The organism is Streptomyces sp. NPDC096132 (assembly GCF_044763345.1).
Classification (GTDB): domain Bacteria; phylum Actinomycetota; class Actinomycetes; order Streptomycetales; family Streptomycetaceae; genus Streptomyces.
Genome location: NZ_JBIWGA010000003.1, coordinates 94,329 through 116,074, shown reverse-complemented (window position 1 = coordinate 116,074; position 21,746 = coordinate 94,329). Strand labels below are relative to the sequence as shown.

The following is a 21,746-nucleotide window of genomic DNA, read 5'->3' as shown; positions in this document are numbered from 1 at the left end:
GCACAGCGAGAAGGTAAGTTCCATACATGGCACGCGACCACGGCTTCCATCCGGTGCGGATCACCCGGATCGTCGACGAGACGCCGGATGTGCGCACGTTCGCCCTCGACACCGCGTTCCCCTACCGGGCCGGGCAGTTCATGACGTTCCGGGTGTGCGGGGCGCTGCGCAGCTACTCGATGTCGAGCTCGCCCGACACGGACGGCGAGCTGTGCGTGACCGTCAAGCGGGTGCCGGGCGGGCTGGTGTCCGGCTGGATGCACGAGACGCTGCGGCCCGGCGACACCCTGGAGGCCACACGGCCGAGCGGGGCCTTCTGCCTGCGCGACGACGCCGACGGGCGTCCGCTCGTCGCCTTCGCCGGGGGCAGCGGCATCACGCCCGTGTTCTCGCTGGTCAAGAGCGCCCTGGCGACGACCCGCCGGCCCGTGACGCTGCTCAGCGCCCATCAGAGCGCTCCGGCCTCGATCTTCCGCGCGGAACTCGACGCGCTCGCCGGCCGCCATCCCGGGCGGCTGCTCCTGCGCCACCACCTCGACGACCGGGACGGTCTGGTCACCCGGAAGGAGATCCTCGGGCTGGCCGACGGCCCGGCGGACCACTACCTCTGCGGGCCGGAGCCGTTCATGGCCCTGGTCGAGGAGTCGCTGTCCGCGCACGGGATCGCCGAGGAGCGGATCTTCGTGGAGCGGTTCACACCGGCGAACGGCACGGCTCCGCCCCCTGCCGCACGGCCGGCCGACGGCACCGTCACGGTCGTCCTGCGAGGTCAGCGGCGTTCCGTGCCGCAGCGGTCCGGGGAGACCCTGCTCCAGAGTGCCCGCCGGGCGGGCCTCGCGCCGCCCTTCTCCTGTGAGTCGGGCGACTGCGCCACCTGCATGGCCAGGCTCACCGCGGGGGAGGCAAAGATGCGGGTGAACAACGCCCTCGACGCCGACGAGGTCGCCGAGGGGTACGTGCTCACCTGCCAGGCCGAACCGGTGACCCCCGACGTGACGGTGGAGTACGAGGACTGACATGGTCGAGCTGGAGCTGGAGGACGGGCTCGCCGTCGTCACGATCGACCGGCCGCACGCCCGCAACGCCATCGACCTCGCCACCATGGCCGAGCTGGAGAAAGCCCTGGACGCGGCCGCGGGAGCCCTGGCGCTCGCGGTGACCGGGGCGGGCGAGAAGGCGTTCGTGTCCGGCGGCGACCTGAAGGAGCTCGCCCGGCTGCGCACGGAGCCCGAGGCGGCCGGGATGGCGCTGCGGATGCGCGCGGTCTGCGACCGGATCGCCTCCTTCCCGGGTCCGGTCCTCGCCGCGCTCAACGGGCACGCGCTGGGCGGCGGCGCGGAGGTGGCGGTCGCCGCCGACCTGCGGATCGCCGCCGAGGACGTCCGCATCGGCTTCAACCAGTCCCGGCTGGCGATCGTGCCGGCCTGGGGCGGAGCCGAGCGGCTGGCCCGGCTGGTGGGTCCGGGCCGGGCGATGCTGCTGGCCGGCACCGGCCGGGTGCTGGACGCGGCCGAGGCCGAGCGGCTCGGTCTGGTCGACGTCGTCCTGCCGCGCACCGGATTCACCGACGCCTGGCGGGAGCTGGCGCGGGCTCTCGCGACCGCGCAGGCCCGTGAGATCAAGGAACTGGTCACCCGCACGAGGACGCCGGAGGAGGCCGCCGCGGCCTTCGCCCGGCTGTGGGTGGCCGACGAGCACTGGGAAGCGGCCGAGAGGGTGATGTCCCGTGGCAAGTGAAGTCCGCGTCGAGGAAGGTCCGTTCGGGTTGTACGTCCGTCCCGCCGGGGCGGCGGTGGAGCAGACGGTGCTGTACCTGCACGGCGACCCGCGGCTCGCGGGCACCCCGCAGGACGCGCTGCCCACCGCACGCGAACTGGCGCGCACCACCGGGTACGCCGTGCTCTGCGCCCGCTACCGGCCCAGGTTCCCGCAGGCACTGGACGACGTGTACGCCGCCTGGGAGCACTGCCGGGCCCAGGGCGCCGCGGTGGCGGTGGCCGGCAAGCGGCTGGGCGGGGCGCTGGCGGCCGGGCTGCTGCTGCGGCTGCGCGACGAGGGCGCCACACCGCCCACCTGCGCGGTGCTCACCTCCCCGCTGCTGGACTTCACCCTGGACGCGCCGAGCCTGCTGCTCAACGCGGCCGCCGACCGCACAGTGGACGCGGAGTCGCTGCCGATGCGGGCGGCCGCCTACGCCGGGGCCACCTCGCGCACCCACCCCCTCCTCAGCCCGCTCCACGGCAACCTGCACGGCCTGCCCCCGATACAACTGCACGCCGCCGGCACGGAGGTCCTCCTCGACGACACCCTGTCCTTCGCGACCCGCGCGGCCCGTTCGGGCGTGGCGGTGGACCTGCGGATCTACGAGGACGCGTCGGCACAGGGGCTGCGGCAGCTGGGGGCGATGGCGGAGTACCTGCGGGTGTGGTGCCCGAGTCAGCTGGTCACTCCAGGATGAACTCCGCGGCCCGCCAGGCGAGTGCCATCACCGGCCCGTTGAGGTTGCCGGCCACCATCACGGGCAGTACGGACGCGTCGACGACCCGCAGGTTGTCGACGCCCCGCACCCGCAGCCGTCCGTCGGTGACGTCCTGCGGGGCGGAGCCCATCGCGCAGGTGCCGATGGCGTGGAAGCCGCAGTAGCCGCCGTCGAGCGACGACTGGACGATCTCCTCGTCGGTCTCCACGCCCGGCCCCGGAAACGTCTCCCGCCTGATCCGCGAGGCGATCGGATCGGTCGCGAAGAACCCCCGCAGCCGCCGGAACAGAGCCGTGCCCACCTCACGGTCGTACGCCGACCGCCAGTAGCCGGGGTCGATGTCCAGGCCGCCGTCGGGGTCGGCCGAGGTGATCGCCAGGGAGCCCTCCGAGGTGGGCCGCAGCACCATCGCGCACGCGGAGACGCCCGGTTCGCGCTCCACCCCCGCCGGTTTCCCGGGCTCGAGCGCGCCGAGGGACCAGGGTGCGAGCAGGATCTCGGCGTCCGGGCGCTCCAGGTCGGGGCGGGTCCTGAGGAAGCCGATCACGTCGTAGGCGGGCCGGGCCAGCGGTCCCTTGCGGGTGAGGAGGTAGCCCGCGCCGGTGCGGGCCTGGGCGGCGGGGGTGGCGAGCAGGTGGTTCACGCCCAGCGGGGCGTTCAGCCGGAACCGCAGGGCCAGGCACCGGTGCTCGCGCAGCCGCGCGCCGACGTGCGGCCGGTCGAGGCGGACGTCGACGCCCGCCGACCGGAGGACCTCGGCCGGGCCGATGCCGGACAGCTGGAGCAGCTTGGGGGTGCCGAGGCTGCCGAGGCTGAGGACGACCTCACGCCGGACCCGTACGTCCTCCTCGTGCCCGCCGGTGGTGCGCAGCCGTACGCCGACGGCCTTGTCGCCGTCGAACAGGACGCGGACGGCGGTGGTTTCGGAGGCGACGGTCAGATTGGGCCGGGAGCGGGCCGGGCGGAGGAAGGCGCGGGCGGCGCTGAAGCGCTGCCCGGCCTTGATGGTGGCCATGGCGTAGCCGATGCGCTCGCCCTCCTCCTCGTTGACGTCGGGGACGGCCCGCAGTCCGAACCGGGCGCCGGTGGCGAGGAGTTCGTCGCACAGCGGGTCGGGGTCGCGCACCCCGGACACGTGCAGGGGGCCGCCCGCGCCCCGGGTGGCGGTGGCGCCGAGGGCGTTGTCCTCGATGGCGCGGAAGGCGGGCAGTACGGCGTCCCAGCCCCAGCCGGGGTTGCCGAGGGCCGCGAGGCCGTCCCAGTCGGCGCGGCTCCCCCGGTTGTAGACCATGCCGTTGACGGCGCTGGATCCGCCCAGCACCTTGCCGCGCACCCACACCTCCGGGTTGCCGCCCTCCCGCAGCGGGCGGGTGCGGTGGTGCCAGGAGAAGGCGGGGTCGCCGAAGAGCTTCCCGACCCCCTTGGGGATCCTCAGATAGGGGTGCCGGCCGGGGCCGCCCGCCTCGACGAGCAGGACCCGCACCCCGGGGTCGCGCGAGAGCCGGTCGGCGAGGACGCAGCCCGCCGATCCGGCGCCGACGACGACGTAGTCGTACATGACGCTCTCCTCACTGGTCGTCGCGGTACACCCGCCCGCCCTTCATGACGAAGCACACCCGCTCAGTGACGGACAGGTCGGCGAGCGGGTCCCCCGGTACGGCGACGATGTCCGCGAGCAGCCCTTCCCGCAGCCGTCCCCGGTCGTCGGCGTCGATGAGGTCGGCCGCCACGACGGTGGCGGCGCGCAGCGCGTCGAGCGGACGCATGCCCCGGTCGGCCAGGGCGAGCAGTTCCTTGGCGCCTCTGCCGTGCGGAATGGCCGGCGCGTCGGTGCCGAGGGCGATCCGGACGCCGCGCCGGATCGCGCGGGCGGTGGACTCACGGGCGCGCGGGAAGACGTCGGCGGCCTTGGCCCGCAGGGCGGGGTCGGCGTGGGCGGTGTTCATGCCCTCGGTCAGGTAGGTGGTCGCCACCAGGAAGGTGCCGCGTTCGGCCATGAGGTCGAGGGTGGCGTCGCTCGCGAGGAAGCCGTGCTCGACGCAGTCGACGCCCGCCTCGACGGCGGCCCGGATCGCCGAGTCCCCCATGCAGTGGGCGGCGACCTTCACCCCGGCCCGGTGCGCCTCGTCGACGATGGCGCGCAGTTCCTCGTCGGAGTACTGCTGGGCGCCGGCGGGCCCGGTGTGCGACATGACCCCGTTGGACGCGCACACCTTGATGACCCGGGCGCCGTACTTGAGCTGGTGGCGGACGGCCTTGCGCACCTCGGCGACGCCGTTGGCGATGCCCTCCTCCACCGTCAGCGCCAGTACGCCCGGCGCGAAGGCCTGGAACATCGTCGGGTCGAGATGACCGCCGGTCGGTGTGATCGCGTGCCCGGCGGGCACGATCCTCGGCCCCTCGACCCAGCCCAGGTCGATCGCCTTCTTCAGGGCGACGTCCAGGAGCACCCCGCCGGTCTGCACGAACAGGCCGAGGTTGCGTACGGTCGTCCAGCCGTGGCGGAGGGTGCGGCGGGCGTTGGCGACCGCGCGCAGGGTCCGTACGGCGGGGTCCTCCTGGACCGGGATGAGGGGGCTGCGGTGGTCGGGGCCGCCGAGGAAGAGGTTGACCTCCATGTCCATCAGGCCGGGCAGCAGGGTGACGTCCCCGAGGTCGCGCACCACCGTGCCCTCGGGGAGGCGGGCGGGCCGGCCGACCTCGGCGATGTGCTCGCCGACCACCAACAGTTCGCCGGGTTCGACGAGTTCGCCCTTGTCGACGTCGAGGAGGCGGGCGGCCCGCAGCAGGACCGGTGGCTCGGCGGGCGCCTTCATCACACGGCCGGTTCGACGACGGCGTCGATGCTCGACGGCCCGCTGTCCGGGACGCGGGGCTGTCCCCAGGCCTCCACGGGGAAGGCGACGGTGATCAGTGAGCAGAACGCCCACAGCAGGTGTTTGTCCTCGTCGCCGATGCCGTCGAGGCTCAGCTTCTCCAGATACGTGGTGCCCTTCTCCAGCAGGGGGAACGCCACGTCGTAGAAGGCCTGGAGCTCCTCCATGGTGGAGGCGATCCGCTTGGCGTAGCGGGTCCGTTCGCCCTGGAGCGCCCAGTCGGCGAAGGGTTCGAGCTCGGCGAACTCGGCGGGAAAGACGTTGGCCATGTCCGGGATCTCCCTCTCTGCTCGCCGGCCGTCAGGACGCGGCGGACGGCTGCTTCGCGTACTCGTCCACGAACTTGCGTGCCGTGGTGTGCAGATGGCGCAGCAGGACCTCCTGGTCGCACAGCGGGAAGCTGTCCAGGGTGCGCGACTCCAGCATGGTCTGGGTGGCCTCCAGGGTGTTGCCGTCCTGCAGCCCGTACTCCTTGAAGGACACCACCGCGAGCTCCTGCTGGAGGCGCTGGAAGGCGTTCTGCGGCGGGACGAAGTAGGCGGTGCCCTCGAAGATGTGCGTGTTGTACGAGGTCGGCCAGTAGTGGTAGGTCAGCACCCAGTTGGGCCGCCAGATCAGCAGCATGAAGTTGGGGAAGAAGACGAAGGAGTCCATGCCCCAGACCTTGCTGCGGGTCGGGTTGACCGCGGGCGGCAGTTCCTCGGTGGTCAGGCCGATGTCGGGGGCGTCCCAGGCGCCGAACAGGCCGCTGCGCAGGGCCCGTTCGACCGGCTTGACCATGGCCCGCTCCTTCGGCGGGGCGATGCCGCCCCAGGAGGAGACCATGCTGTGCGGGCCGTCGATGTCGTACGACAGGGCCTCGTAGCCGTACTTCTTGATCTTGGCGGCCTCTTCGGGGACGTACTGGCCGGAGTGCAGGATGGGCGCGTGGTAGAACTCGGCGAACGCGTCGATGAACAGCTTCCAGTTGCTGCCGATCTCGGCGCGGTACTTGTGCACCTGGGTGAGCTTGTGGAACGGGTAGCCCTCGATGCCCGCGCCGAATCTGCCGAGGTAGTCGCGCAGTGACGTGGTGTTGTCCGGGTCGAGGTTGACGAAGACGAACCCCTCCCAGATCTCCGTCTGCACGGGCAGCAACCCGTACCGCGACTTGTCGAGGCCGAAGAACTCCGACTCCTGCTGGACGAAGGTGAGTTCGCCTTCGAGGTCGTAGCGCCAGGCGTGGTACTTGCAGGTGAAGGCGCGGCAGGTGCCCTTGGTCTCCTCGCGGGGGTAGTCGTCCCAGACGAGCTTGTTGCCCCGGTGCCGGCAGACGTTGTGGAAGGCGCGCACCTCGCCGTCCGTGCCGCGCACCACGACGACGGAGGCGCGGGCCGCGTCCAGCTCCTTGGTGAAGTAGCTGCCCTTGCGGGGCAGTTGCTCGACGCGTCCGACGTTCAGCCAGGTCCGGCGGAAGACGGCGTCGCGTTCACGCTCGTAGAACTCCGGTGAGATCGAGTCCGCGTAGGAGACCGGCTCGGTGTCGATCTCGAAGTGCTCGGTCCAGCTGCCCTCGGCGGGCTTCGGGAAGTGCGCCATGGAACGGAACCTCCGGTCGGTTGACCCCGTCAAGATAACAGTGATCTCTCTTGAGGAGAATAGCGTTTCCGTTTATCGTCAGGACAGCTCTCGACATCTCCGGCCCGTCACGGGCGGGAGAAGAGCCTGGCCGCCCTGCACGAGTACGCACAGCTCAAGACCGTCAGCGCACACTTCTAGGCAGGGAGACGGCGGATGTACGACGGCGACGGGCAGCGGGCCGCGCGGGCGGTCCGGGCCGAGGTCATCGGCGACGACGGCACCGGGACGGCACCGCCCGGGGACCCGGTACCGGCGGAGTACCAGGACTACCTCACCGCCATGGCCTGGGGTGTGTGGGCCCGGGGCGGCCCCCTGACCCTCCGCGACCGCAGCCTGCTGGTGCTGGCGATGACGGCCGCCACCGGCCGCATGGACGAGTTCCGCATCCATCTGCGGGCATCCGCGAACGCGGGGGTGAGCGACGACGAGGTGACCGAGCTGCTGTACCAGATCACCGCGTACTGCGGCGCCCCCGCCGGGAACGCGGCCCGCGCGGTCATCCGCGAGGTGCGCTCCGCGAGGGAGGCCGTATGAGCGGGCCGGTCGTCGGTTTCGTGGGTCTGGGCAACATGGGCGGGGCGCTGGCGGCGAACCTGGTCCGGGCCGGCTTCGAGGTGCTCGCGTACGACTGCGCGGGGCCGGCCCGCACTCCGCTGGGCGCCCGCTGGGCACCGGGTCCGGCCGACCTCGCCCGCGGCACGGACGTCGTCGTCCTGAGCCTGCCCGACGGAACGGTCTGCGAGCAGGTGGTACGGGACCTCACCGCGATCCGCGACCGCCGGGTCACCCATGTGGTGGACACCTCCACGGTCGGCGTGTCGGCGGCCCGCCGGCTGGCCGCGATCGGACCGGCGTACGTGGACGCGCCGGTCTCGGGCGGGGCGGCGGGCGCCCGCAAGCGCACCCTGATGGTCATGTACGCGGGGACGGACGCGGACTGCGCGTACGTCGAGCCGGTCCTCGCCGGGCTCAGCGACCGCCGGCGCAGGGTCGGTGAGCGGCCGGGGCAGGCGCAGGCGCTGAAGCTCGCCAACAACTTCCTGTCCGCCACCGCGCTCGCCGCGACCAGCGAGGCCGTCGCGTTCGGCACGTCCGCCGGGCTGGACCCGGCGGTCATGCTGGAGGTCCTCGACGCCTCCAGCGGCCGCAGCGGGGCCACCGCCGACAAGTTCCCCGACGAGGTGCTGACCGGGCGCTACGCCTCCGGTTTCAGCAACACGCTGATGGCGAAGGACGTCCGGCTGTATCTGCGCGAGGTCGCCGGGCTGGGCGGCGCGTCGGCGGTGGCCGAGGTGACGGAAACGGTGTGGGGCGCGTTCGCCGCGGCCGATCCGGGGGCGGACTTCACCCGCATCTACCCCTTCACCGTGGGGGCTTCCGAGTCCCCCAGCAGCACCGACAGCACCTCGCGCACGACCTCGGGGTAGTGGTCGTCGCCGTCCTGGTCGGCCAGCCACAACTGGTGGATGCCCTCCACGAGGGCGAACAGCGCGGTGGCGCCGGTGCGGGTGTCCAGGCCGCTGGGCAGCCGGTCCCCGTACCGGGCGGCGAGCTGCCCGGCGAGGTGGTCCTGGAGGGTGCGGCAGCGGTCGCGGACATAGCCGCGGGCGGGCTCCTGGCCGGTCACCGCCTCGGCCAGCACCACGCACTGCACCCGGGCGAGGGAGGGGTGGTCCTGTTCGAAGGCGACGGCCTCGGCGAAGTCGCCGGCCCAGTCCTCGCCCACGTTGCGGTCGGCCAGATGCTCCCGGTTGAGCTCGTTGCGGAGGTTCAGCACCTCCAGGAGCAGCCGCTTCTTGCTGGGGAAGTAGTGCAGGACGCCCTGCCGGGTGAGCCCGGCGCGCTCGGCGACGGCGTCGATCGAAGTGCCCTTGAACCCTCGGTCGGCCAGTATTGCCAGCGCCGATTCGAGGATCTCCTCACGCCGTGCGGACACCACGGAACGCCCCTTTCCGCCGTTGGACGGGTGCCCGCACACAGTACCGATTCCGGGATGTTCCTCACAGACCCATCGCGGCGAGGGCGGCTCGGGCCGCGTCCCGGGCCGCTCCCGCACCGGCCGTGCCCGCGGCCTCGGTGAGCAGCCGTACGTCCTTGGCGAGCAGCCCGCCCGCGTGGGCGGCGATGCGGTCGAGGGTGCCGCCCGCGTCGACCACCCGCTCCAGCGCGAAGCTCGCGGAGCTGCCGCGCGGGAGGATCCGGCCCAGGCCGTCCCGGTCCAGGCCCAGTCGGCCGCCGAGCGCCAGGGTGTCGGCCGCGAGGCCCAACTGGGCGGTGAAGAGCAGGTTGTTGAGGAGTTTGGCGAGCTGTCCGGAGCCGACGGGACCGAGATGGGCCACCGGGTCGCCGTGGGCGGCGAACACCGGCCGGCAGGCGGCGTACGCCTCGGGGTCGCCGCCGACCATGACCAGTAGCGTGCCCTCTTCGGCCGCGCGTCCGCCCCCGCTCACCGGGGCGTCCAGCACGGCCACCCCCCGCGCCCCGGCGCGCTCCGCGAGCCGGCGGCAGGTGTCGGGGTGGACGGTGGAGTGCACGGCGATGATCCCGCCCGGGCGGAGCCCGGCGAGCACCCGCTCGGCGACCTGCTCCACATCGCCGTCGTCCACCACGCACAGGCACACCAGGTCGCTGGCGGCGGCGAGTTCGGCCGGCGAGCCCGCCGTTCTCGCGGGGGTGCCCTCGAACGGGGCGAGGGTGGCGGGCCGTCTGGCCCACAGGGTGGTCTCGAAGCCCGCCGTCACGATCCGGCGGGCCATGGGCGCCCCCTGGCTGCCCAGCCCGATGAAGCCGACACGCACGTCTTCACTCCTTCCGCCGCGGACGCCAGAACACGGCCAGCAGTCCGGCCGTCGCCACCCCGCCCACCCCGAGCACCACTCCGCCGCCCGCCCAGCCGGTGAGCGCGATGTCCGCGGCCTCGTCCACCGCGTACGCCCCCGGCCCCCACACACCGAGCGCCACCGCGAGGACGCCCAGGACGAGGACGTACTCGTAGCCCTCCTTGAAGACGAAGAAGCCGTTCCCGCGGTGCGCGAGGAGTCCGGCCACCAGCATCACGGACAGCACCGCGGCGCAGGCGAGGGAGGTGAGGAGTCCGGCCAACAGCAGGACTCCGGCGCCGAGTTCGGTGAGGACGCTGAGCCAGGCCTGCAGACGGGGGCGGGTCAGACCGAGGCCGCCGAACCAGCCGGCGGTGCCCGTGATGCCCCCTCCGCCGCGCCAGTGGTTCCAGCCGTGCGCGGCCATCACCGCGCCGAGCACGACCCGCACCAGCAGCAGCGCGGTGTCCGTGGTCCCGCTCATCCCGGACTCCCCTTCTCCGTGGGCAGTGCCTGGACCCCCAGCGCGCACTCCTCGACGAACGACAGGACGCTCAGGTGGTAGGCGAGGGCGGTGCGGCCGACGCTGGTGTTGTGGCCGGCGCCCGCCTGCTCTTGCCGTACCACCCGTGGGGCCCCGGTGAACATCGAGGCGAGGTCGGCCAGTCCGTCGGGGCCGTTCAGCCACACCCGCTCGTGCTCGGCGAGGGTGAGGTGCACCGGCACCGGGACCCGGGCCGCCAGCCGGGCGAACTCCTCCTGCCAGCCATCCCGGTGGCCCTCGTAGGCGGGTGAGGAGGCGCCGATGCCGCGACCGCCGTGCACATCGGGCGGATAGGCGTGCGGCGGGTGCCACAGGGCGCGGCGGAGGTTGGGGCGGGTACGGGTCGGGTCGCGGTGCCACTCCTCCATCGCCCGTACGGCGGCCGGGTGGTGGACACGGCCCATGCCGGCCAGCTCCACGCCGAGCAGGTCGGCGCCGCGCGGGTCGCTCGCCATGCGGACGGTGAGTTCGCAGCCCGCCGAGTGCGCCCACAGGAACACCCCGACCCCGCTCTCCCGGCCTTCCAGCAGCGCCGTCACGGCGGCGAACGCGAAGTCCGTGCGCTGCTCGGGCGTGCGCATGCGCTCCTCGTGCCCGGCCGAGCTGCCGTAGCCGGGACGGTCGAGGGCGATCACCGTGAAGCCGGTCGCGACCGCGGTGCGCAGGAGGGAGAGCCGGGGGTGTCCGGGATGGTCGAAGTAGGCGGAGGTGGTGGCGCCGCCGTGCAGGGCCACGATCACCGCCTGCGGGCGGGGCGCCTCGGCGACGAGGGCCGAGGCGGGCACGCCGTGCACGTCGACGACCTGCCGGTGCACGGCGGTGGTGAGGTCGGGTCCGAGTGAGGTCATCCGTCCGTCCTGAGCAGGAGTACGCCGCCGGGGGTGAGCCCGCCGCTGGACACCACGGCGGTCCGGGCGCCCGCCACCTGCCGCGCGCCGGCCTCGCCGCGCAGCTGGAGCACGGCCTCGTGGAGCAGGCCCATGCCGTGGGTGCGGCCGTGGGAGAGCTGGCCGCCGTGCGGGTTGAGCGGGATCACCCCGTCGCGGGCGATGTTCTTGCCGCCGTCCAGGAAGTCGCGGGCCTCGCCGATGCCGCAGAAGCCGAGCGCCTCCAGCCAGGACAGGCAGTTGAAGGTGAAGCCGTCGTAGAGCAGCGCCACGTCGACGTCAGCGGGGCGCAGGTCGGTGCGGGTCCACAAGTGGGCGGCCTGGCCGAGCACTTGGGGTTCGTGGGTGAGGGTGGCCTGGTCCCACTCGGGGCGTTCGACGATCTGGGTGCCGACGGCCTCGATCCGTACCGGGGCTCGCGGGAGGTCGGGCACGGTGTCCGCCGCCGAGACCACGACGGCGGTCGCCGCGTCGCACGGGACGTCGCAGTCGTAGAGGCCGAAGGGGGTGGTGATCGTGCGCGCGGACAGATAGTCGTCCATGGTGAGCGGGTCGCGGTAGATCGCGTCCGGGTGGAGGGCGGCGCCCGCGCGCTGGTTGAGGGCGATCCAGCCGAGGGTCTCGCGGGTGCTGCCGTAGCGGTGCATGTGGCGCTGGGCGTTCATCGCCAGCATGATCGCGGGAGAGACCGCCCCGAAGGGTTTGAACCAGCCCTCGGGGCCCGGGGGTTGGGGAGCACGGATGCGTCCCTGACGGATCAGTTCGGCGTACGTCGCCTCCCAGACCGTACGGAAGCACAGCACATGCCGGGCGAGGCCGCCGGCGACGGCCAGCATCGCGGCGACGAGGGAGCCGCCGGGGCCGAAGGTCTCGCCGGCGCCGTTGTGCCAGACGGGGCGGATGGCGAGCGCCGACTCCAGGGCGGTGACACCGCCTTCGGCGAAACCGCCGTAGGCCCCGCCGCCGGGGTATGTGGACAGGCCGTCGATGTCGTCGAGGGTGAGGCCCGCGTCGGCGACGGCCTTCTCGCAGGCATCCACGGTGAGTTCGAGGGCCGGGACCATCAGGCGGCGGCCGAGGCGGGAGGCGCCGGCCCCGCTGATGACGGCTCGCTCCTCGAACCTGTGTGAGCTGACGGGGGGCCGGATGTACGCGCGGATTCGCTCGGGAGGGGGGTCGTCGGGCGGGAGCGGGGCGGGGGGCCTTTGGCCGAGGGCGGCCGGAGACGCGTGGTCGGCGCCGGAGGACAGCCGGACGGCCGCCGACGGCCGGTGATCGGCGCCGGAGGGCGGGCGGCCGGCCGCCCGTGGCGCATGGCCGGCGGAGGGGAGCGGAGCCGACGACCGCCGGTCCTGCGCGGGGCGGAACAGCGGGAGCCAGGTCTCGCCCGTCCGCTCGAAGACGGCCTCCATGCGCAGGCCGATCCGCAGGTCCTCCGCGGCGCAGTCGACGACGTTCGTCGTCAGGCGGACCCTCGGGTCCTCCTCGATCGCCACCTGGGCGACGACGAAGGGGGTGGGGAGACCGGGGAACGGGAAGCGGTGGTTGACGGTGAAGCCGACGAGGGTGGCGCGGCCGGAGACCTCGCGGATCGCGGTGTCGTGGGAGCGGCAGTGCCGGCACACCGGCTGCGGCGGGTGGACGATGCCCTCGCAGGCGGTGCAGGACTGGAAGCGGAGCCGCCCGTCGCGGCCGGAGGTCCAGAAGAACTCGGTCTCCTGGGTGACCTGCGGCTGCGGACGGGCCACTCCCCCGGTGCCGGTCAACGGATCTTCGCCTCCGTCTTGCGGACGGTGACGGGCTCGGCCAACCCCTGCTCGTCGCAGACCCGTTGGAGCGTGAGGAGGGTCTCCTCCAGGCCGGGACCGAGCCGGGGGCCCGGGGTGAAAGTGGCGGGGAGGTGCCGCATGCCCTGGATGACGCCGATGGTCTCGTAGTGGACGGTGCCCTCGGGGTCGCACACGAAGTCCGGCACCCGGTCGAGGACCTGGAGGAGCATCCGTTTGAAGACCGTGCGGGCCACGTTGGAGCCGATGCAGCGGTGGATGCCGAGGCCGAAGGCGGTGTGGCGGTTGCCGGGGCGGGCGAGGTCGACCCGGTCGGGGTCGGGGAAGACGGCCGGGTCCCGGTTGGCCATCGCCCAGGACAGCCAGAGCCGGTCGCCCTCCTTGAACTCCTTGCCGGCGATCTCGCAGTCCTGAGCGACCGTACGTCCGTCCCCGGGCGCCGGGGTGAAGTAGCGCAGGAACTCCTCGGTCGCCGAGTCGAGCAGGCCGGCCCGGTCACGGCTCAACCGGGCCCGCTCGCCCGGGTGTTGGGAGAGCCATTCCAGGGCGTGGGCGGTGAGCGCGGTGGTGGTGTCGAAGCCGCCGCCGATGAGGAGGGCCAGCGCGCCGACGAGGTCCGCGTCGGACGGCGCCGCGCCGTCGATCTCCATCCGGGCGAGGGCGTCGGCGAGGCCGGGGCGCGGGTGCGCGCGGACCTCGTGGAGCGTGGCGCCGATGTCCTTGATCATGGCCATGTGCGCCTCGATCACCCGTGCCATGTCCGGGGAGCCGGGCGGGGTGTAGACACCGGCGTGCGCGGGCTCGTTGTACAGCTCCCACTTCTTCAGCGGGATGCCCATCATGGCGAGGGTGAAGACGGCGGGGACGATGTTGGCGAGGTCGTCGACGAAGTCGATCCGGCCGGACTCGATCCGCTCGTCGAGGCAGGCGCGGGCCACCTCGTCGATGAAGGGGATCCAGCGGGCGATCGCCGCCGGGGAGAGGTAGGGGTTGAGGACGGTGCGGTAGGCGCGCTGTTCGGGCGGGTCCATCTCCAGGAAGCCGCCGCGGATGCCCCGGCCGCGCTTCGGGGCGGGGATGTTGATGCCCTGGTAGCCGCGGCGTTCGCCGTGCACGTCGTGGTCGTTGGAGAGCTTGTCCTGCTCACGGGCGAAGGCGAGCAGCTCGCGGTTGCCCGCGGCCACCCAGTGCCCTCCGTAGGTGTCGGACCAGGCGAGCGGGCAGCCGGAGTGGAAGGCGCGGGTCTGCTCCTCGAACCCGTCGCGGTACTCGGGGGCGTGCCGGTCGAAGTGGACGCGGGGGTGTTTGCGGGCGTCGTCGTCCTCGGTCATCTGGGGTGCCTCCTCTCAGAACACGCCGATGGCGCGCTCGGGGCAGGAGCGGACGGCCTCGACCACCGCGTCCTGTTGGTCCTCGGGCACCTCGTCGGTGACCGGCGTGGAGTGCCCGTCGATCTCGCTCAGCTCGAAGACCTCCGGGGCGCGCATGAAGCACAGGGTGTGGCCCTGGCAGCGCTCGGGGTCGACGCGTACCTTCACGGTGGCTCAACTCCCTTTCAGGAGGGGTCGGACATCAGGTGAGGTCGGACAGGGACTTGCCGACGTCCGCGAGGGTGACCGGCTTGCCGTAGTCGGCCTTGTACTTGTAGGCGGGGGCGTCGCAGCGGTAGACGCCGGTGGTCGGCTCGAAGTCGGCGAGCTGCCAGCCCTTCGCCGTGGCCTCGACGATCGTGTAGCACTTCGGAGGGACGTCCGCCCTGCTCAGGTCGACCGGGGCCTGCAGCCCGCCGCCGGTCCAGGCGGTCTGCTTGATCGCGTTGTCGTACACGCAGGTACGGGTGAGTTCGGCGCAGTCCTTCGCGGAGGTGGCGAACAGCAGCCAGGCGGAGAAGGCGCGCAGGACGGGATAGGTGACCTGCTTGCCGGGCGCGTACTTCTTGAACAGGTCGACGACCTGCTGGGTGGCCGGGTTCTCCGCGGCGCTCTCCAGCGGTGCGGTGGCGAAGAGTTCGGCGTAGTTGTGCTGCTTGGCCAGGGCCGTGCCCGCGAGTTGGAGGAAGGCGGGGCCGTAGGCGTTGCTGTTGGCGTCGATCCAGTCGGGCGTGTAGCCGATGTTGGTGAGGGCCTGCTCCAGTTTGGCGAGGCTCGCGAAGTCGCCCAGGAAGACGAGTCCTTTGACGCCCTTGCTCTTGATGGACTGGGCGTAGGGGGTCCAGTCGGAGACGCCGGCCGCCGGGTAGAGATCGCTGTAGGAGACCTTTCCGCCGAGGCCTGCGACGGCCTCCTCGAACTGGGCGGACATCACCTTGGTGACGGGGGCGTCGCCGGAGATGATGCCGACCTTCCGCGCGGAGTCGGGGTACTTGTCCTTCAGCAGCCAGGTGTAGTAGCCGGCGTACTGGAAGTAGCCGGGGGCCGCGCCGCCGGACAGGACCTGGAGGTCGGAGCCGATGGCGCCGATCTGGCTGGACTGGGCGGGGAACGCGGGCAGCAGACACTTCAGCCGGTCCCGCACCCCGAGGGCGTCCAGCGCGGAGCCGCCGCCGACCAGCGCGAAGTCGGACTTGCAGGCCTCCAGGACGGCTTGGCGGACCTGCATGAGCCTGCTGTCGCGGGTGACGGGGACGATCTTCCGCCCGTTGATGCCGCCGGCGTCGTTGCACCAGGAGGTGAACACTGTCGCGGCGTCGGGGAACTCGGAGTTCTTGGTGTAGCCGATGTCCGACATGACGCCGACCTGGATGCTCTTGTCGGTGACGCCCTGGACGGACGAGGACGTGGCGGTGCCGGGGCCGCAGACGTTCTTCAGGGTGCCGAAGTCCGCGGAGGCGGTGGACGCGCCCGCGGCGGGCGTCGCCTTCTGTGCGGCGTCGGTGTTCGGGTCGTCGTCGGATCTGGTGGAACAGCCGGCCAGCAGCACCGCGAGCACGGTGACCGAGCCGATCAGCAGCCTGCGCAAGGTGCCTCCTCGGGGAGCCCGGACGTCGTCGTCCGGGCGAGGGGAACTGCGGGTTTCAGGTGACCGCGCCACTCGCCTTCAGCGCGAGGATGCGGTCCCAGTCGTAGCCGAGCTCGGAGAGGATCTCCTCCGTCTGCGCGGCGAACTCGGGTGCGGGGCCGAGGCGGGTGTCCTCGACGTCGAACTGGACGGGGCTGGCGACGAGTTCGAGCTCGCCGGCCTGTCCGATGTAGCCGTTGGCGCGCACCTGCGCGTCGGCGGCGGCCTGGAGGGTGTCCTGGACGGGCGCCCAGGGGCCGTCCAGGGCCGCGAGGTCCTGCGACCACTCGGCGAGGGTGCGGCCGGCGATCACCTCGCGAAGGATCTTCACCGCGTCGTCGGTGTGGACGGCGATGGACTCGGCCGTGGCGAACCGGGGGTCGTCGGCGAGGTCGGGGCGGCCCAGGCAGTGGCAGACGTTCGCCCAGAACCTCGCGGGCTGGAGCATGACGAAGGAGAGGTACCGGTCGTCGGCGGTGCGGTAGAGGCCGGAGAGGGGGTTCGTCGGCGAGCCGTGGGCGCTCGGGGTCACGCCCTCCCAGGCGCGGTCGAGGTGCAGGGACAGCCCGATGGAGTGGCCGAGCGCCCACAGCCCGCTGCCGAGCAGCGAGACGTCGACCACCGGGGCCTCGCCGGTGCGCTCGCGGCGCAGCAGGGCGGCCGCGATGCCGCCCGCCAGGTTGGTGCCGGAGATCGTGTCGCCGTAGGCGGGGCCGGGTGGGCTGACCAGGCCCCGCGTGCCGGGCGGGGTGATGGAGCGGGCGGTTCCGGCGCGGGACCAGAAGGCGGTCATGTCGTAGCCGCCCTTGTCGGACTCCGGTCCGCGCGGGCCGAGGGCGCTGCCCCGGGCGTAGACGATCCGCGGGTTCACCGCGCGGATGTCGTCGACGTCGATGCCGAGGCGGGCGCGGGAGGCGGGCATGAAGCTGGTGAGGAAGACGTCGGCGCCCCTGGCCAGCTCGTACAGCACCTCGCGGCCGTCCTCGGTCGCCATGTCGAGGCCGATGGAGCGCTTGCCCCGGTTGGCGTGGGCGACGTTCGGGTTGGGGTCGCCCTCCACCTTGAAGGTGCCGGTCTGGCGCAGTCCGCGCTGCGGGTCGCCGGTGACGGCGTGCTCGACCTTGACGACGTCGGCGCCCCAGTCGGCGAGCACGGCGCCGGCGGACGGCACGAAGCCGTACATGGCGACCTCGAGGACCCGGATCCCCTCCAGCGGCCTCATGCCCGGTCCTGGGGTACGACCACCCGGGCGAACGACTTCTCCTCCAGGAACTCCTCGAATCCCGCCCGTCCGCTCTCCCGGCCGACCCCGGACTGCTTGTAGCCGCCGAACGGGACGTCGGGAGCGAAGTAGTTGCCGCCGTTGATGGAGAAGGTGCCGGTGCGGATACGGCGGGCGACGCGGATCGCGCGCTCCTCGTCGGCACTGTGCACGGCGCCCGACAGGCCGTACGTGGAGTTGTTGGCGATGCGGACGGCGTCCTCCTCGTCGTCGAAGGGGATCACCGCGAGGACCGGTCCGAAGACCTCCTCCTGGGCGATCTCGCTGTCGGGGTCGACGTTCGCGAGGAGGGTCGGCTCGTAGAACCAGCCCGGGTCGACGGGGCGGCCGCCGCGCACGAGGGTCGCGCCGTCGGCGACGGCCCGGCGGACCATGCCGTCGACCTTGTCGCGCTGCTGCTCGCTGATGAGCGGCCCCATGGTGGTCCTCGGGTCGGTGGGATCGCCGACCTTCACCCGTTCCAGGCCGGCGGCCACGAGTCGCACGATCTCGTCGTGGTGGGCGCGCGGCACGAGGAGGCGGGAGGTGAGCGCGCAGCCCTGGCCGGAGTGGGAGCAGATGGTGAACGCGGCGAACATGGCCGACTTCACGAAGTCCGCGTCCTCGAAGACGATCATCGCGGACTTGCCGCCGAGTTCGAGGAAGACCCGCTTCACGGTGTCCGCGGCGGCCGCCATGATCTTCCGGCCGACGGGGGTCGAGCCGGTGAAGGTCACGGCGTCCACGTCGGGGTGGGTGGTGAGGAGTTCGCCGACCTCGGCGCGCGAGGAGCTGAGGACGTTCACCACGCCCGGCGGTATGTCGGTGTGCTCCGCGACGAGTTCACCGAGCGCGAGGGTGATGAGCGGGTTCTGCGGGGCGCCCTTCAGGACGACGGTGCAGCCGGCCGCGAGCGCGGGGGCGAGCTTGGCGAGGGCGAGCTGGTTGGGGTAGTTGTACGGCAGGATCGCGGCGACGACCCCGGCGGCCTCCTTCTCCACCCAGCGGTGGTGGCGCCGGCCGCGCGACTCGATCTCGCCCAGGTCCTCTCCGAACTCGTACGTCTGCAGCAGATCCGCGTAGAACTTCACGATGCCGATCGGCTCGTCGAGCTGGGGGCCGTGGGTGAGCTGGAGCGGGGCGCCGACCTCGGCGATGGTCAACGCGCGCAGTTCCTCGCGGTGTTCGTCGAGGGCCCGGTGCAGCTGGCGCAGACAGCGCAGCCGCAGCTCCTTGTTCGTGGACCAGTCGGTGGTGTCGAAGGCGCGGCGGGCGGCGGCGACGGCCGTCTCGGCGTCGGCCTCGGTGGCGTCGGGGGCGTGGCCGAGAAGCTCACCCGTGGCGGGGTTGTGCGAGGGGAAGGTGGTCTCGGCGGCGGTCAGTTTGCCGTCGATCAGCTGGGACTTGACGATCAGGGAGGGCTTTTGGGCCGGGGCGCTCACAGTCGCACCACCTGTCCGCCGTCCACGGCGAGGATCTGGCCGGTGAGCCAGCTCGCGTCGTCGGACAGCAGGAAGAGCACGGCACCGGCCTGGTCGGCGGGGGTGCCCAGGCGCTTGAGGGCGAGCTGCTGGACCATGGCCCCGCGGTACTCCTCGGGGACGATGCTGCGGGTCGCCTCGGTGTCCGTCGGCCCCGGCGCGATCGCGTTGACGCGGATGCCGCGCCCGCCGAGTTCGGCGGCGAGGGAGACCGTGAGGTGGTTGATGCCGGCCTTGGCGAGTCCGTAGAACCCGGTGGGCTGGTAGGCGGCGGTGGACGACTGGTTCACGATCGCGGCGCCCTCCTTCAGGTGCGGCAGGACGGCGCGGGTGACGTGCAGGGCGCCCAGGAGGTTCACCTTGAGGAAGCGGTCGAGGTAGTCGTAGTCGACGGTGACGATGCCCTCGCGGCGCATGCCGTGGAAGATCGCGGCGTTGTTGACCAGGTAGTCGATGCGCCCGAGTTCGGCGACCACGGTGTCGGCGAGTTCCCGCGCCGAGGCCGGGTCGGCGACGTCGGTCCGTACGAAGAGGGCGTCGCCGATCTCCTTGGCGACCCGCTGCCCCTGCTCCTCGTTCAGCTCGGCGACGACGACCTTCGCCCCCTCGGCCGCCAGTGCCTTGGCGTAGCCCTCCCCGATGCCCTGTCCGGCCCCGGTGACGATCGCCACCTTGTCCTTGAACCGCATCCCAGCCTCCTAGTTGGGTCGACCTCGGCTGTCCGGACCCCCGATGACCGGAAACTACATTCTCTATTTGAGCGAATCAAGAATCCGGACAGGAGAATCTGATGCTCTGCACTTCACGGCACGACCATGATGAGAATATGGTTCTCGCGAATGGAAGGGGTGTTTCCATGATCGATTCGAAGGCCTTGAGCCCGTCGCTCGGGGTGGAGTTCACCGGAGTGACCGATCCCCTCGACGACGCCTTCGTCGAGCGCGCCGCCGAAGCCCTCAAATGGCGGGGCGTCCTGCTCGTCCGCGGGCTGCACCTCGACGACGAGCAGCAGCTGGCCTTCAGCCGGCGGCTCGGCGACGTGGTCGCGCTGCGCGGCCAGGAGATCTTCCCGATCTCGATCAACCCGGAGAAGAGCAGCAGCGCCAAGTACCTCAAGGGCGCCTTCTTCTGGCACCTGGACGGCACCAGCGACGACGTGCCGGTCAAGGCGACCACGCTGACGGCCCGTCATGTAGCGACCGGCGGGACCGAGTTCTCCAACACCTACGCCGCCTACGAGAACCTGCCGGAGAAGGACCGCGAGCGCTACGAGAACCTGCGCGTGGTGCACAGCTTCGAGGCCTCCCAGCGGCTGGTGACCCCGGATCCCACCGAGGAGGAGCTGGCCGCCTGGCGCACCCAGCCCACCCATGAGGTGGCCCTGGTGTGGCGCCGCCGCGACGGCCGCCGCTCCCTCGTCACCGGCACCACCGCCGACCACGTCGTCGGCATGGACCCCGAGGAGAGCCGCGCCCTGCTCGACGAACTCCTCGACTGGACCACCCAGGAACGGTTCCGCTACGCCCACGACTGGGCCGTCGGCGACCTGGTCGTCTGGGACAACACCGGGATCCTGCACCGGGCGCTGCCGTACGACGAGAACTCCGAGCGGCTGCTGCACCGTACGACCGTCGTCGGCGACGAGGCCTTCGGATGAGCGCGGCCACCGGCCCGGCATCAGGACCGGCCACCGGACCGATCCCAGAACCGGCCCCCGAACCGGCCCACGCCACCGCCGCGGGCCGGACCGCGGTGGTGACCGGCGGCGCCTCCGGGATCGGCCGGGCCGTCGCCCGGCGCCTCGCGGCCGACGGTCTGCGGGTCGCCGTCCTCGACATCGCTCCCGCCGGGGAGGGCTACGGCCTGACGGTCGACGTCACCGACCGGGCGCAGGTCGACAAGGCGATGGACGCGGTACGCGAACGTCTGGGCCCCGTCTCGGTCCTGGTCAACGCGGCCGGCAAGGACGGCTTCACCCGCTTCGCCGAGCTGTCCTTCGCGGACTGGCAGCGCGTCGTCGACATCAACCTCAACGGCGTCTTCCACTGCGTCCAGTCGGCCCTGCCGGACATGTGGGACGCCCGCTGGGGCCGGATCGTCAACATCTCCTCCAGCAGCACCCACTCCGGCCAGCCCTTCATGGCGCACTACGTCGCCGCCAAGTCCGCGGTGAACGGCCTGACGAAGTCCCTGGCGCTGGAACTCGGCCCGCGCGGCATCACCGTCAACGCGATCCCGCCCGGCTTCGTCGACACCCCGATGCTGCGCACCGCCGAGCGGCAGCGGCAGCTCGGCGGCTCCATCGAGGACCACATCGCGCGCACCCCGGTCCGCCGGGTCGGCCGCCCGGAGGACATCGCGGCCGCCTGCGCCTTCCTGGCGAGCGAGGAGGCCGGCTACATCACCGGCCAGATCCTCGGCGTGAACGGGGGGCGCAACACATGACGAGGCTGCCGCCGGTGCCGTACGAGGAATGGGACGCCGAGGCGCTGGGGCCGCTGACGGGCGGACGGAAGGTGCCGCCCTCCAACGCGCTGGGCCTCCTGGTCCACCACCCGGAACTGGCCAGGGCGTTCCTGACCTTCAACACCCATCTCCTGATGCGCAACTCGCTCCCGCCGAGAACACGGGAGCTGGTGATCCTGCGGGTGGCGTGGCGGCGGAGATGCCGGTACGAATGGGCGCAGCACTTGCTGATGGGACGTCAGGCAGGCGTCACGGAGGCGGAGTTGGAGGAGGTGCGAACCGGGGCGGGCACGCTCGTCAACCGGGCAGTGGACGAGCTGGACACCACCTCCACACTCAGCGACACGACCTACGAGGAGCTGGCAAAGCAACTGGACGAACACCAGCTCATGGACTTCGTCTTCACCGTCGGGGCGTACGGCACGCTGGCGATGGCGTTCAACAGCTTCGGGCTGGAGCTCGACGAGGGTCTTCCAGGCGGCGGGTTCGACGACCTCTGACTCCTTCCCCCATGCGGCCCCGCACGGGC

At 72.2% G+C, this 21,746-nt stretch carries 23 protein-coding genes; 8 read left to right on the top strand and 15 right to left on the bottom strand.

Annotated elements, in window-relative coordinates; translation table 11 throughout:
* The first annotated feature begins 26 nt into the window (after positions 1–26).
* The 3 genes from ACIRF9_RS08310 to ACIRF9_RS08300 are packed head-to-tail and all read left to right on the top strand — an operon-like array spanning position 27 to position 2,458.
* The gene (locus ACIRF9_RS08310; protein ID WP_403818226.1) at positions 27–1,016 is read left to right on the top strand and encodes a 2Fe-2S iron-sulfur cluster-binding protein; all 990 of its coding nucleotides are present in this window, start codon (positions 27–29) and stop codon (positions 1,014–1,016) included.
* Between the two features lies 1 nt (position 1,017).
* Entirely contained in the window at positions 1,018–1,737 is a 720-nt protein-coding gene (locus tag ACIRF9_RS08305) for an enoyl-CoA hydratase/isomerase family protein (RefSeq protein ID WP_403818224.1), read from the top strand.
* Positions 1,727–2,458 carry an alpha/beta hydrolase fold domain-containing protein gene (locus ACIRF9_RS08300; protein ID WP_403818222.1) on the top strand — a complete coding sequence of 244 codons (732 nt, stop codon included), beginning with the start codon at positions 1,727–1,729 and terminating at the stop codon, positions 2,456–2,458. The genes ACIRF9_RS08305 and ACIRF9_RS08300 overlap by 11 nt, the downstream gene beginning before the upstream one ends.
* Here ACIRF9_RS08300 and ACIRF9_RS08295 read toward each other — a convergent pair.
* From ACIRF9_RS08295 to ACIRF9_RS08280, 4 genes are read right to left on the bottom strand one after another with little or no spacing between them, the layout of a single operon-like run.
* On the bottom strand, positions 2,445–4,037 hold the full coding sequence (locus ACIRF9_RS08295; protein ID WP_403818220.1) for a GMC family oxidoreductase: 1,593 nt from the start codon (positions 4,035–4,037) through the stop codon (positions 2,445–2,447). The genes ACIRF9_RS08300 and ACIRF9_RS08295 overlap by 14 nt on opposite strands.
* Positions 4,038–4,047: 10 nt before the next feature.
* Positions 4,048–5,295 carry an amidohydrolase family protein gene (locus ACIRF9_RS08290; protein WP_403818218.1) on the bottom strand — a complete coding sequence of 416 codons (1,248 nt, stop codon included), beginning with the start codon at positions 5,293–5,295 and terminating at the stop codon, positions 4,048–4,050.
* Entirely contained in the window at positions 5,295–5,624 is a 330-nt protein-coding gene (locus ACIRF9_RS08285; RefSeq protein ID WP_403818216.1) for a hypothetical protein, read from the bottom strand. Before ACIRF9_RS08285 ends, ACIRF9_RS08290 begins: the two co-directional genes overlap by 1 nt.
* A 31-nt stretch (positions 5,625–5,655) precedes the next feature.
* Positions 5,656–6,933, bottom strand: coding sequence for an aromatic ring-hydroxylating dioxygenase subunit alpha (locus tag ACIRF9_RS08280; RefSeq protein WP_403818214.1), 1,278 nt, complete (start codon positions 6,931–6,933; stop codon positions 5,656–5,658).
* 195 nt (positions 6,934–7,128) lie between these two features.
* Between ACIRF9_RS08280 and ACIRF9_RS08275 the strand changes: the two genes are divergently transcribed.
* Together ACIRF9_RS08275 and ACIRF9_RS08270 are read left to right on the top strand one after the other, a co-directional pair.
* On the top strand, positions 7,129–7,509 hold the full coding sequence (locus ACIRF9_RS08275; protein WP_403818212.1) for a carboxymuconolactone decarboxylase family protein: 381 nt from the start codon (positions 7,129–7,131) through the stop codon (positions 7,507–7,509).
* Positions 7,506–8,402, top strand: coding sequence for an NAD(P)-dependent oxidoreductase (locus tag ACIRF9_RS08270; protein WP_403818210.1), 897 nt, complete (start codon positions 7,506–7,508; stop codon positions 8,400–8,402). The genes ACIRF9_RS08275 and ACIRF9_RS08270 overlap by 4 nt, the downstream gene beginning before the upstream one ends.
* Here the strand turns inward: ACIRF9_RS08270 and ACIRF9_RS08265 are convergent.
* The 11 genes from ACIRF9_RS08265 to ACIRF9_RS08215 form a co-directional block, all read right to left on the bottom strand.
* Entirely contained in the window at positions 8,330–8,911 is a 582-nt protein-coding gene (locus ACIRF9_RS08265) for a TetR/AcrR family transcriptional regulator (RefSeq protein WP_403818208.1), read from the bottom strand. The two genes, ACIRF9_RS08270 and ACIRF9_RS08265, sit on opposite strands and share 73 nt — an antisense overlap.
* A 64-nt stretch (positions 8,912–8,975) precedes the next feature.
* A complete protein-coding gene (locus ACIRF9_RS08260; protein ID WP_403818206.1) occupies positions 8,976–9,773 on the bottom strand; it encodes an NAD(P)-dependent oxidoreductase in 798 nt (265 codons plus the stop codon).
* A gap of 4 nt (positions 9,774–9,777) precedes the next feature.
* The gene (locus ACIRF9_RS08255; protein ID WP_403818204.1) at positions 9,778–10,278 is read right to left on the bottom strand and encodes a DoxX family protein; all 501 of its coding nucleotides are present in this window, start codon (positions 10,276–10,278) and stop codon (positions 9,778–9,780) included.
* Complete coding sequence (locus tag ACIRF9_RS08250) at positions 10,275–11,186, bottom strand: alpha/beta hydrolase (RefSeq protein ID WP_403818202.1); 912 nt, start codon at positions 11,184–11,186, stop codon at positions 10,275–10,277. Before ACIRF9_RS08250 ends, ACIRF9_RS08255 begins: the two co-directional genes overlap by 4 nt.
* Positions 11,183–12,991, bottom strand: coding sequence for a thiolase C-terminal domain-containing protein (locus tag ACIRF9_RS08245; RefSeq protein ID WP_403818200.1), 1,809 nt, complete (start codon positions 12,989–12,991; stop codon positions 11,183–11,185). The genes ACIRF9_RS08250 and ACIRF9_RS08245 overlap by 4 nt, the downstream gene beginning before the upstream one ends.
* Positions 12,988–14,343 carry a cytochrome P450 gene (locus ACIRF9_RS08240; RefSeq protein WP_403818198.1) on the bottom strand — a complete coding sequence of 452 codons (1,356 nt, stop codon included), beginning with the start codon at positions 14,341–14,343 and terminating at the stop codon, positions 12,988–12,990. Before ACIRF9_RS08240 ends, ACIRF9_RS08245 begins: the two co-directional genes overlap by 4 nt.
* A 15-nt stretch (positions 14,344–14,358) precedes the next feature.
* On the bottom strand, positions 14,359–14,550 hold the full coding sequence (locus ACIRF9_RS08235; RefSeq protein WP_403818196.1) for a ferredoxin: 192 nt from the start codon (positions 14,548–14,550) through the stop codon (positions 14,359–14,361).
* Between the two features lie 34 nt (positions 14,551–14,584).
* Positions 14,585–15,970, bottom strand: a complete 1,386-nt coding sequence (locus tag ACIRF9_RS08230; protein WP_403818194.1) for an ABC transporter substrate-binding protein — start codon at positions 15,968–15,970, stop codon at positions 14,585–14,587.
* Between the two features lie 55 nt (positions 15,971–16,025).
* A complete protein-coding gene (locus ACIRF9_RS08225) occupies positions 16,026–17,231 on the bottom strand; it encodes a CaiB/BaiF CoA transferase family protein (protein ID WP_403818192.1) in 1,206 nt (401 codons plus the stop codon).
* The gene (locus ACIRF9_RS08220) at positions 17,228–18,712 is read right to left on the bottom strand and encodes an aldehyde dehydrogenase family protein (protein ID WP_403818190.1); all 1,485 of its coding nucleotides are present in this window, start codon (positions 18,710–18,712) and stop codon (positions 17,228–17,230) included. Before ACIRF9_RS08220 ends, ACIRF9_RS08225 begins: the two co-directional genes overlap by 4 nt.
* Entirely contained in the window at positions 18,709–19,440 is a 732-nt protein-coding gene (locus ACIRF9_RS08215) for an SDR family oxidoreductase (RefSeq protein WP_403818188.1), read from the bottom strand. Before ACIRF9_RS08215 ends, ACIRF9_RS08220 begins: the two co-directional genes overlap by 4 nt.
* A gap of 167 nt (positions 19,441–19,607) precedes the next feature.
* Here ACIRF9_RS08215 and ACIRF9_RS08210 point away from each other — a divergent pair, with 167 nt between their 5' ends.
* The 3 genes from ACIRF9_RS08210 to ACIRF9_RS08200 are packed head-to-tail and all read left to right on the top strand — an operon-like array spanning position 19,608 to position 21,717.
* Positions 19,608–20,408: a TauD/TfdA dioxygenase family protein gene (locus ACIRF9_RS08210; RefSeq protein WP_403818186.1), complete on the top strand. Its 801-nt coding sequence runs from the start codon at positions 19,608–19,610 to the stop codon at positions 20,406–20,408.
* Complete coding sequence (locus tag ACIRF9_RS08205) at positions 20,405–21,196, top strand: SDR family NAD(P)-dependent oxidoreductase (RefSeq protein ID WP_403818184.1); 792 nt, start codon at positions 20,405–20,407, stop codon at positions 21,194–21,196. The genes ACIRF9_RS08210 and ACIRF9_RS08205 overlap by 4 nt, the downstream gene beginning before the upstream one ends.
* A complete protein-coding gene (locus ACIRF9_RS08200) occupies positions 21,193–21,717 on the top strand; it encodes a carboxymuconolactone decarboxylase family protein (protein WP_403818182.1) in 525 nt (174 codons plus the stop codon). The genes ACIRF9_RS08205 and ACIRF9_RS08200 overlap by 4 nt, the downstream gene beginning before the upstream one ends.
* The last annotated feature ends 29 nt before the right edge of the window (positions 21,718–21,746 follow it).

Excerpts from the sequence above, each read along its gene's own strand:
- ACIRF9_RS08285 (WP_403818216.1), bottom strand. The coding sequence starts at position 5,624 with ATGGCCAACGTCTTTCCCGCCGAGTTCGCCGAGCTCGAACCCTTCGCC.
- ACIRF9_RS08210 (WP_403818186.1), top strand. The coding sequence starts at position 19,608 with ATGATCGATTCGAAGGCCTTGAGCCCGTCGCTCGGGGTGGAGTTCACC.
- ACIRF9_RS08225 (WP_403818192.1), bottom strand. The coding sequence starts at position 17,231 with ATGAGGCCGCTGGAGGGGATCCGGGTCCTCGAGGTCGCCATGTACGGC.
- ACIRF9_RS08250 (WP_403818202.1), bottom strand. The coding sequence starts at position 11,186 with ATGACCTCACTCGGACCCGACCTCACCACCGCCGTGCACCGGCAGGTC.
- ACIRF9_RS08290 (WP_403818218.1), bottom strand. The coding sequence starts at position 5,295 with ATGAAGGCGCCCGCCGAGCCACCGGTCCTGCTGCGGGCCGCCCGCCTC.
- ACIRF9_RS08215 (WP_403818188.1), bottom strand. The coding sequence starts at position 19,440 with ATGCGGTTCAAGGACAAGGTGGCGATCGTCACCGGGGCCGGACAGGGC.
- ACIRF9_RS08240 (WP_403818198.1), bottom strand. The coding sequence starts at position 14,343 with ATGACCGAGGACGACGACGCCCGCAAACACCCCCGCGTCCACTTCGAC.
- ACIRF9_RS08255 (WP_403818204.1), bottom strand. The coding sequence starts at position 10,278 with ATGAGCGGGACCACGGACACCGCGCTGCTGCTGGTGCGGGTCGTGCTC.
- ACIRF9_RS08200 (WP_403818182.1), top strand. The coding sequence starts at position 21,193 with ATGACGAGGCTGCCGCCGGTGCCGTACGAGGAATGGGACGCCGAGGCG.
- ACIRF9_RS08305 (WP_403818224.1), top strand. The coding sequence starts at position 1,018 with ATGGTCGAGCTGGAGCTGGAGGACGGGCTCGCCGTCGTCACGATCGAC.
- ACIRF9_RS08270 (WP_403818210.1), top strand. The coding sequence starts at position 7,506 with ATGAGCGGGCCGGTCGTCGGTTTCGTGGGTCTGGGCAACATGGGCGGG.
- ACIRF9_RS08275 (WP_403818212.1), top strand. The coding sequence starts at position 7,129 with ATGTACGACGGCGACGGGCAGCGGGCCGCGCGGGCGGTCCGGGCCGAG.
- ACIRF9_RS08295 (WP_403818220.1), bottom strand. The coding sequence starts at position 4,037 with ATGTACGACTACGTCGTCGTCGGCGCCGGATCGGCGGGCTGCGTCCTC.
- ACIRF9_RS08280 (WP_403818214.1), bottom strand. The coding sequence starts at position 6,933 with ATGGCGCACTTCCCGAAGCCCGCCGAGGGCAGCTGGACCGAGCACTTC.
- ACIRF9_RS08310 (WP_403818226.1), top strand. The coding sequence starts at position 27 with ATGGCACGCGACCACGGCTTCCATCCGGTGCGGATCACCCGGATCGTC.
- ACIRF9_RS08205 (WP_403818184.1), top strand. The coding sequence starts at position 20,405 with ATGAGCGCGGCCACCGGCCCGGCATCAGGACCGGCCACCGGACCGATC.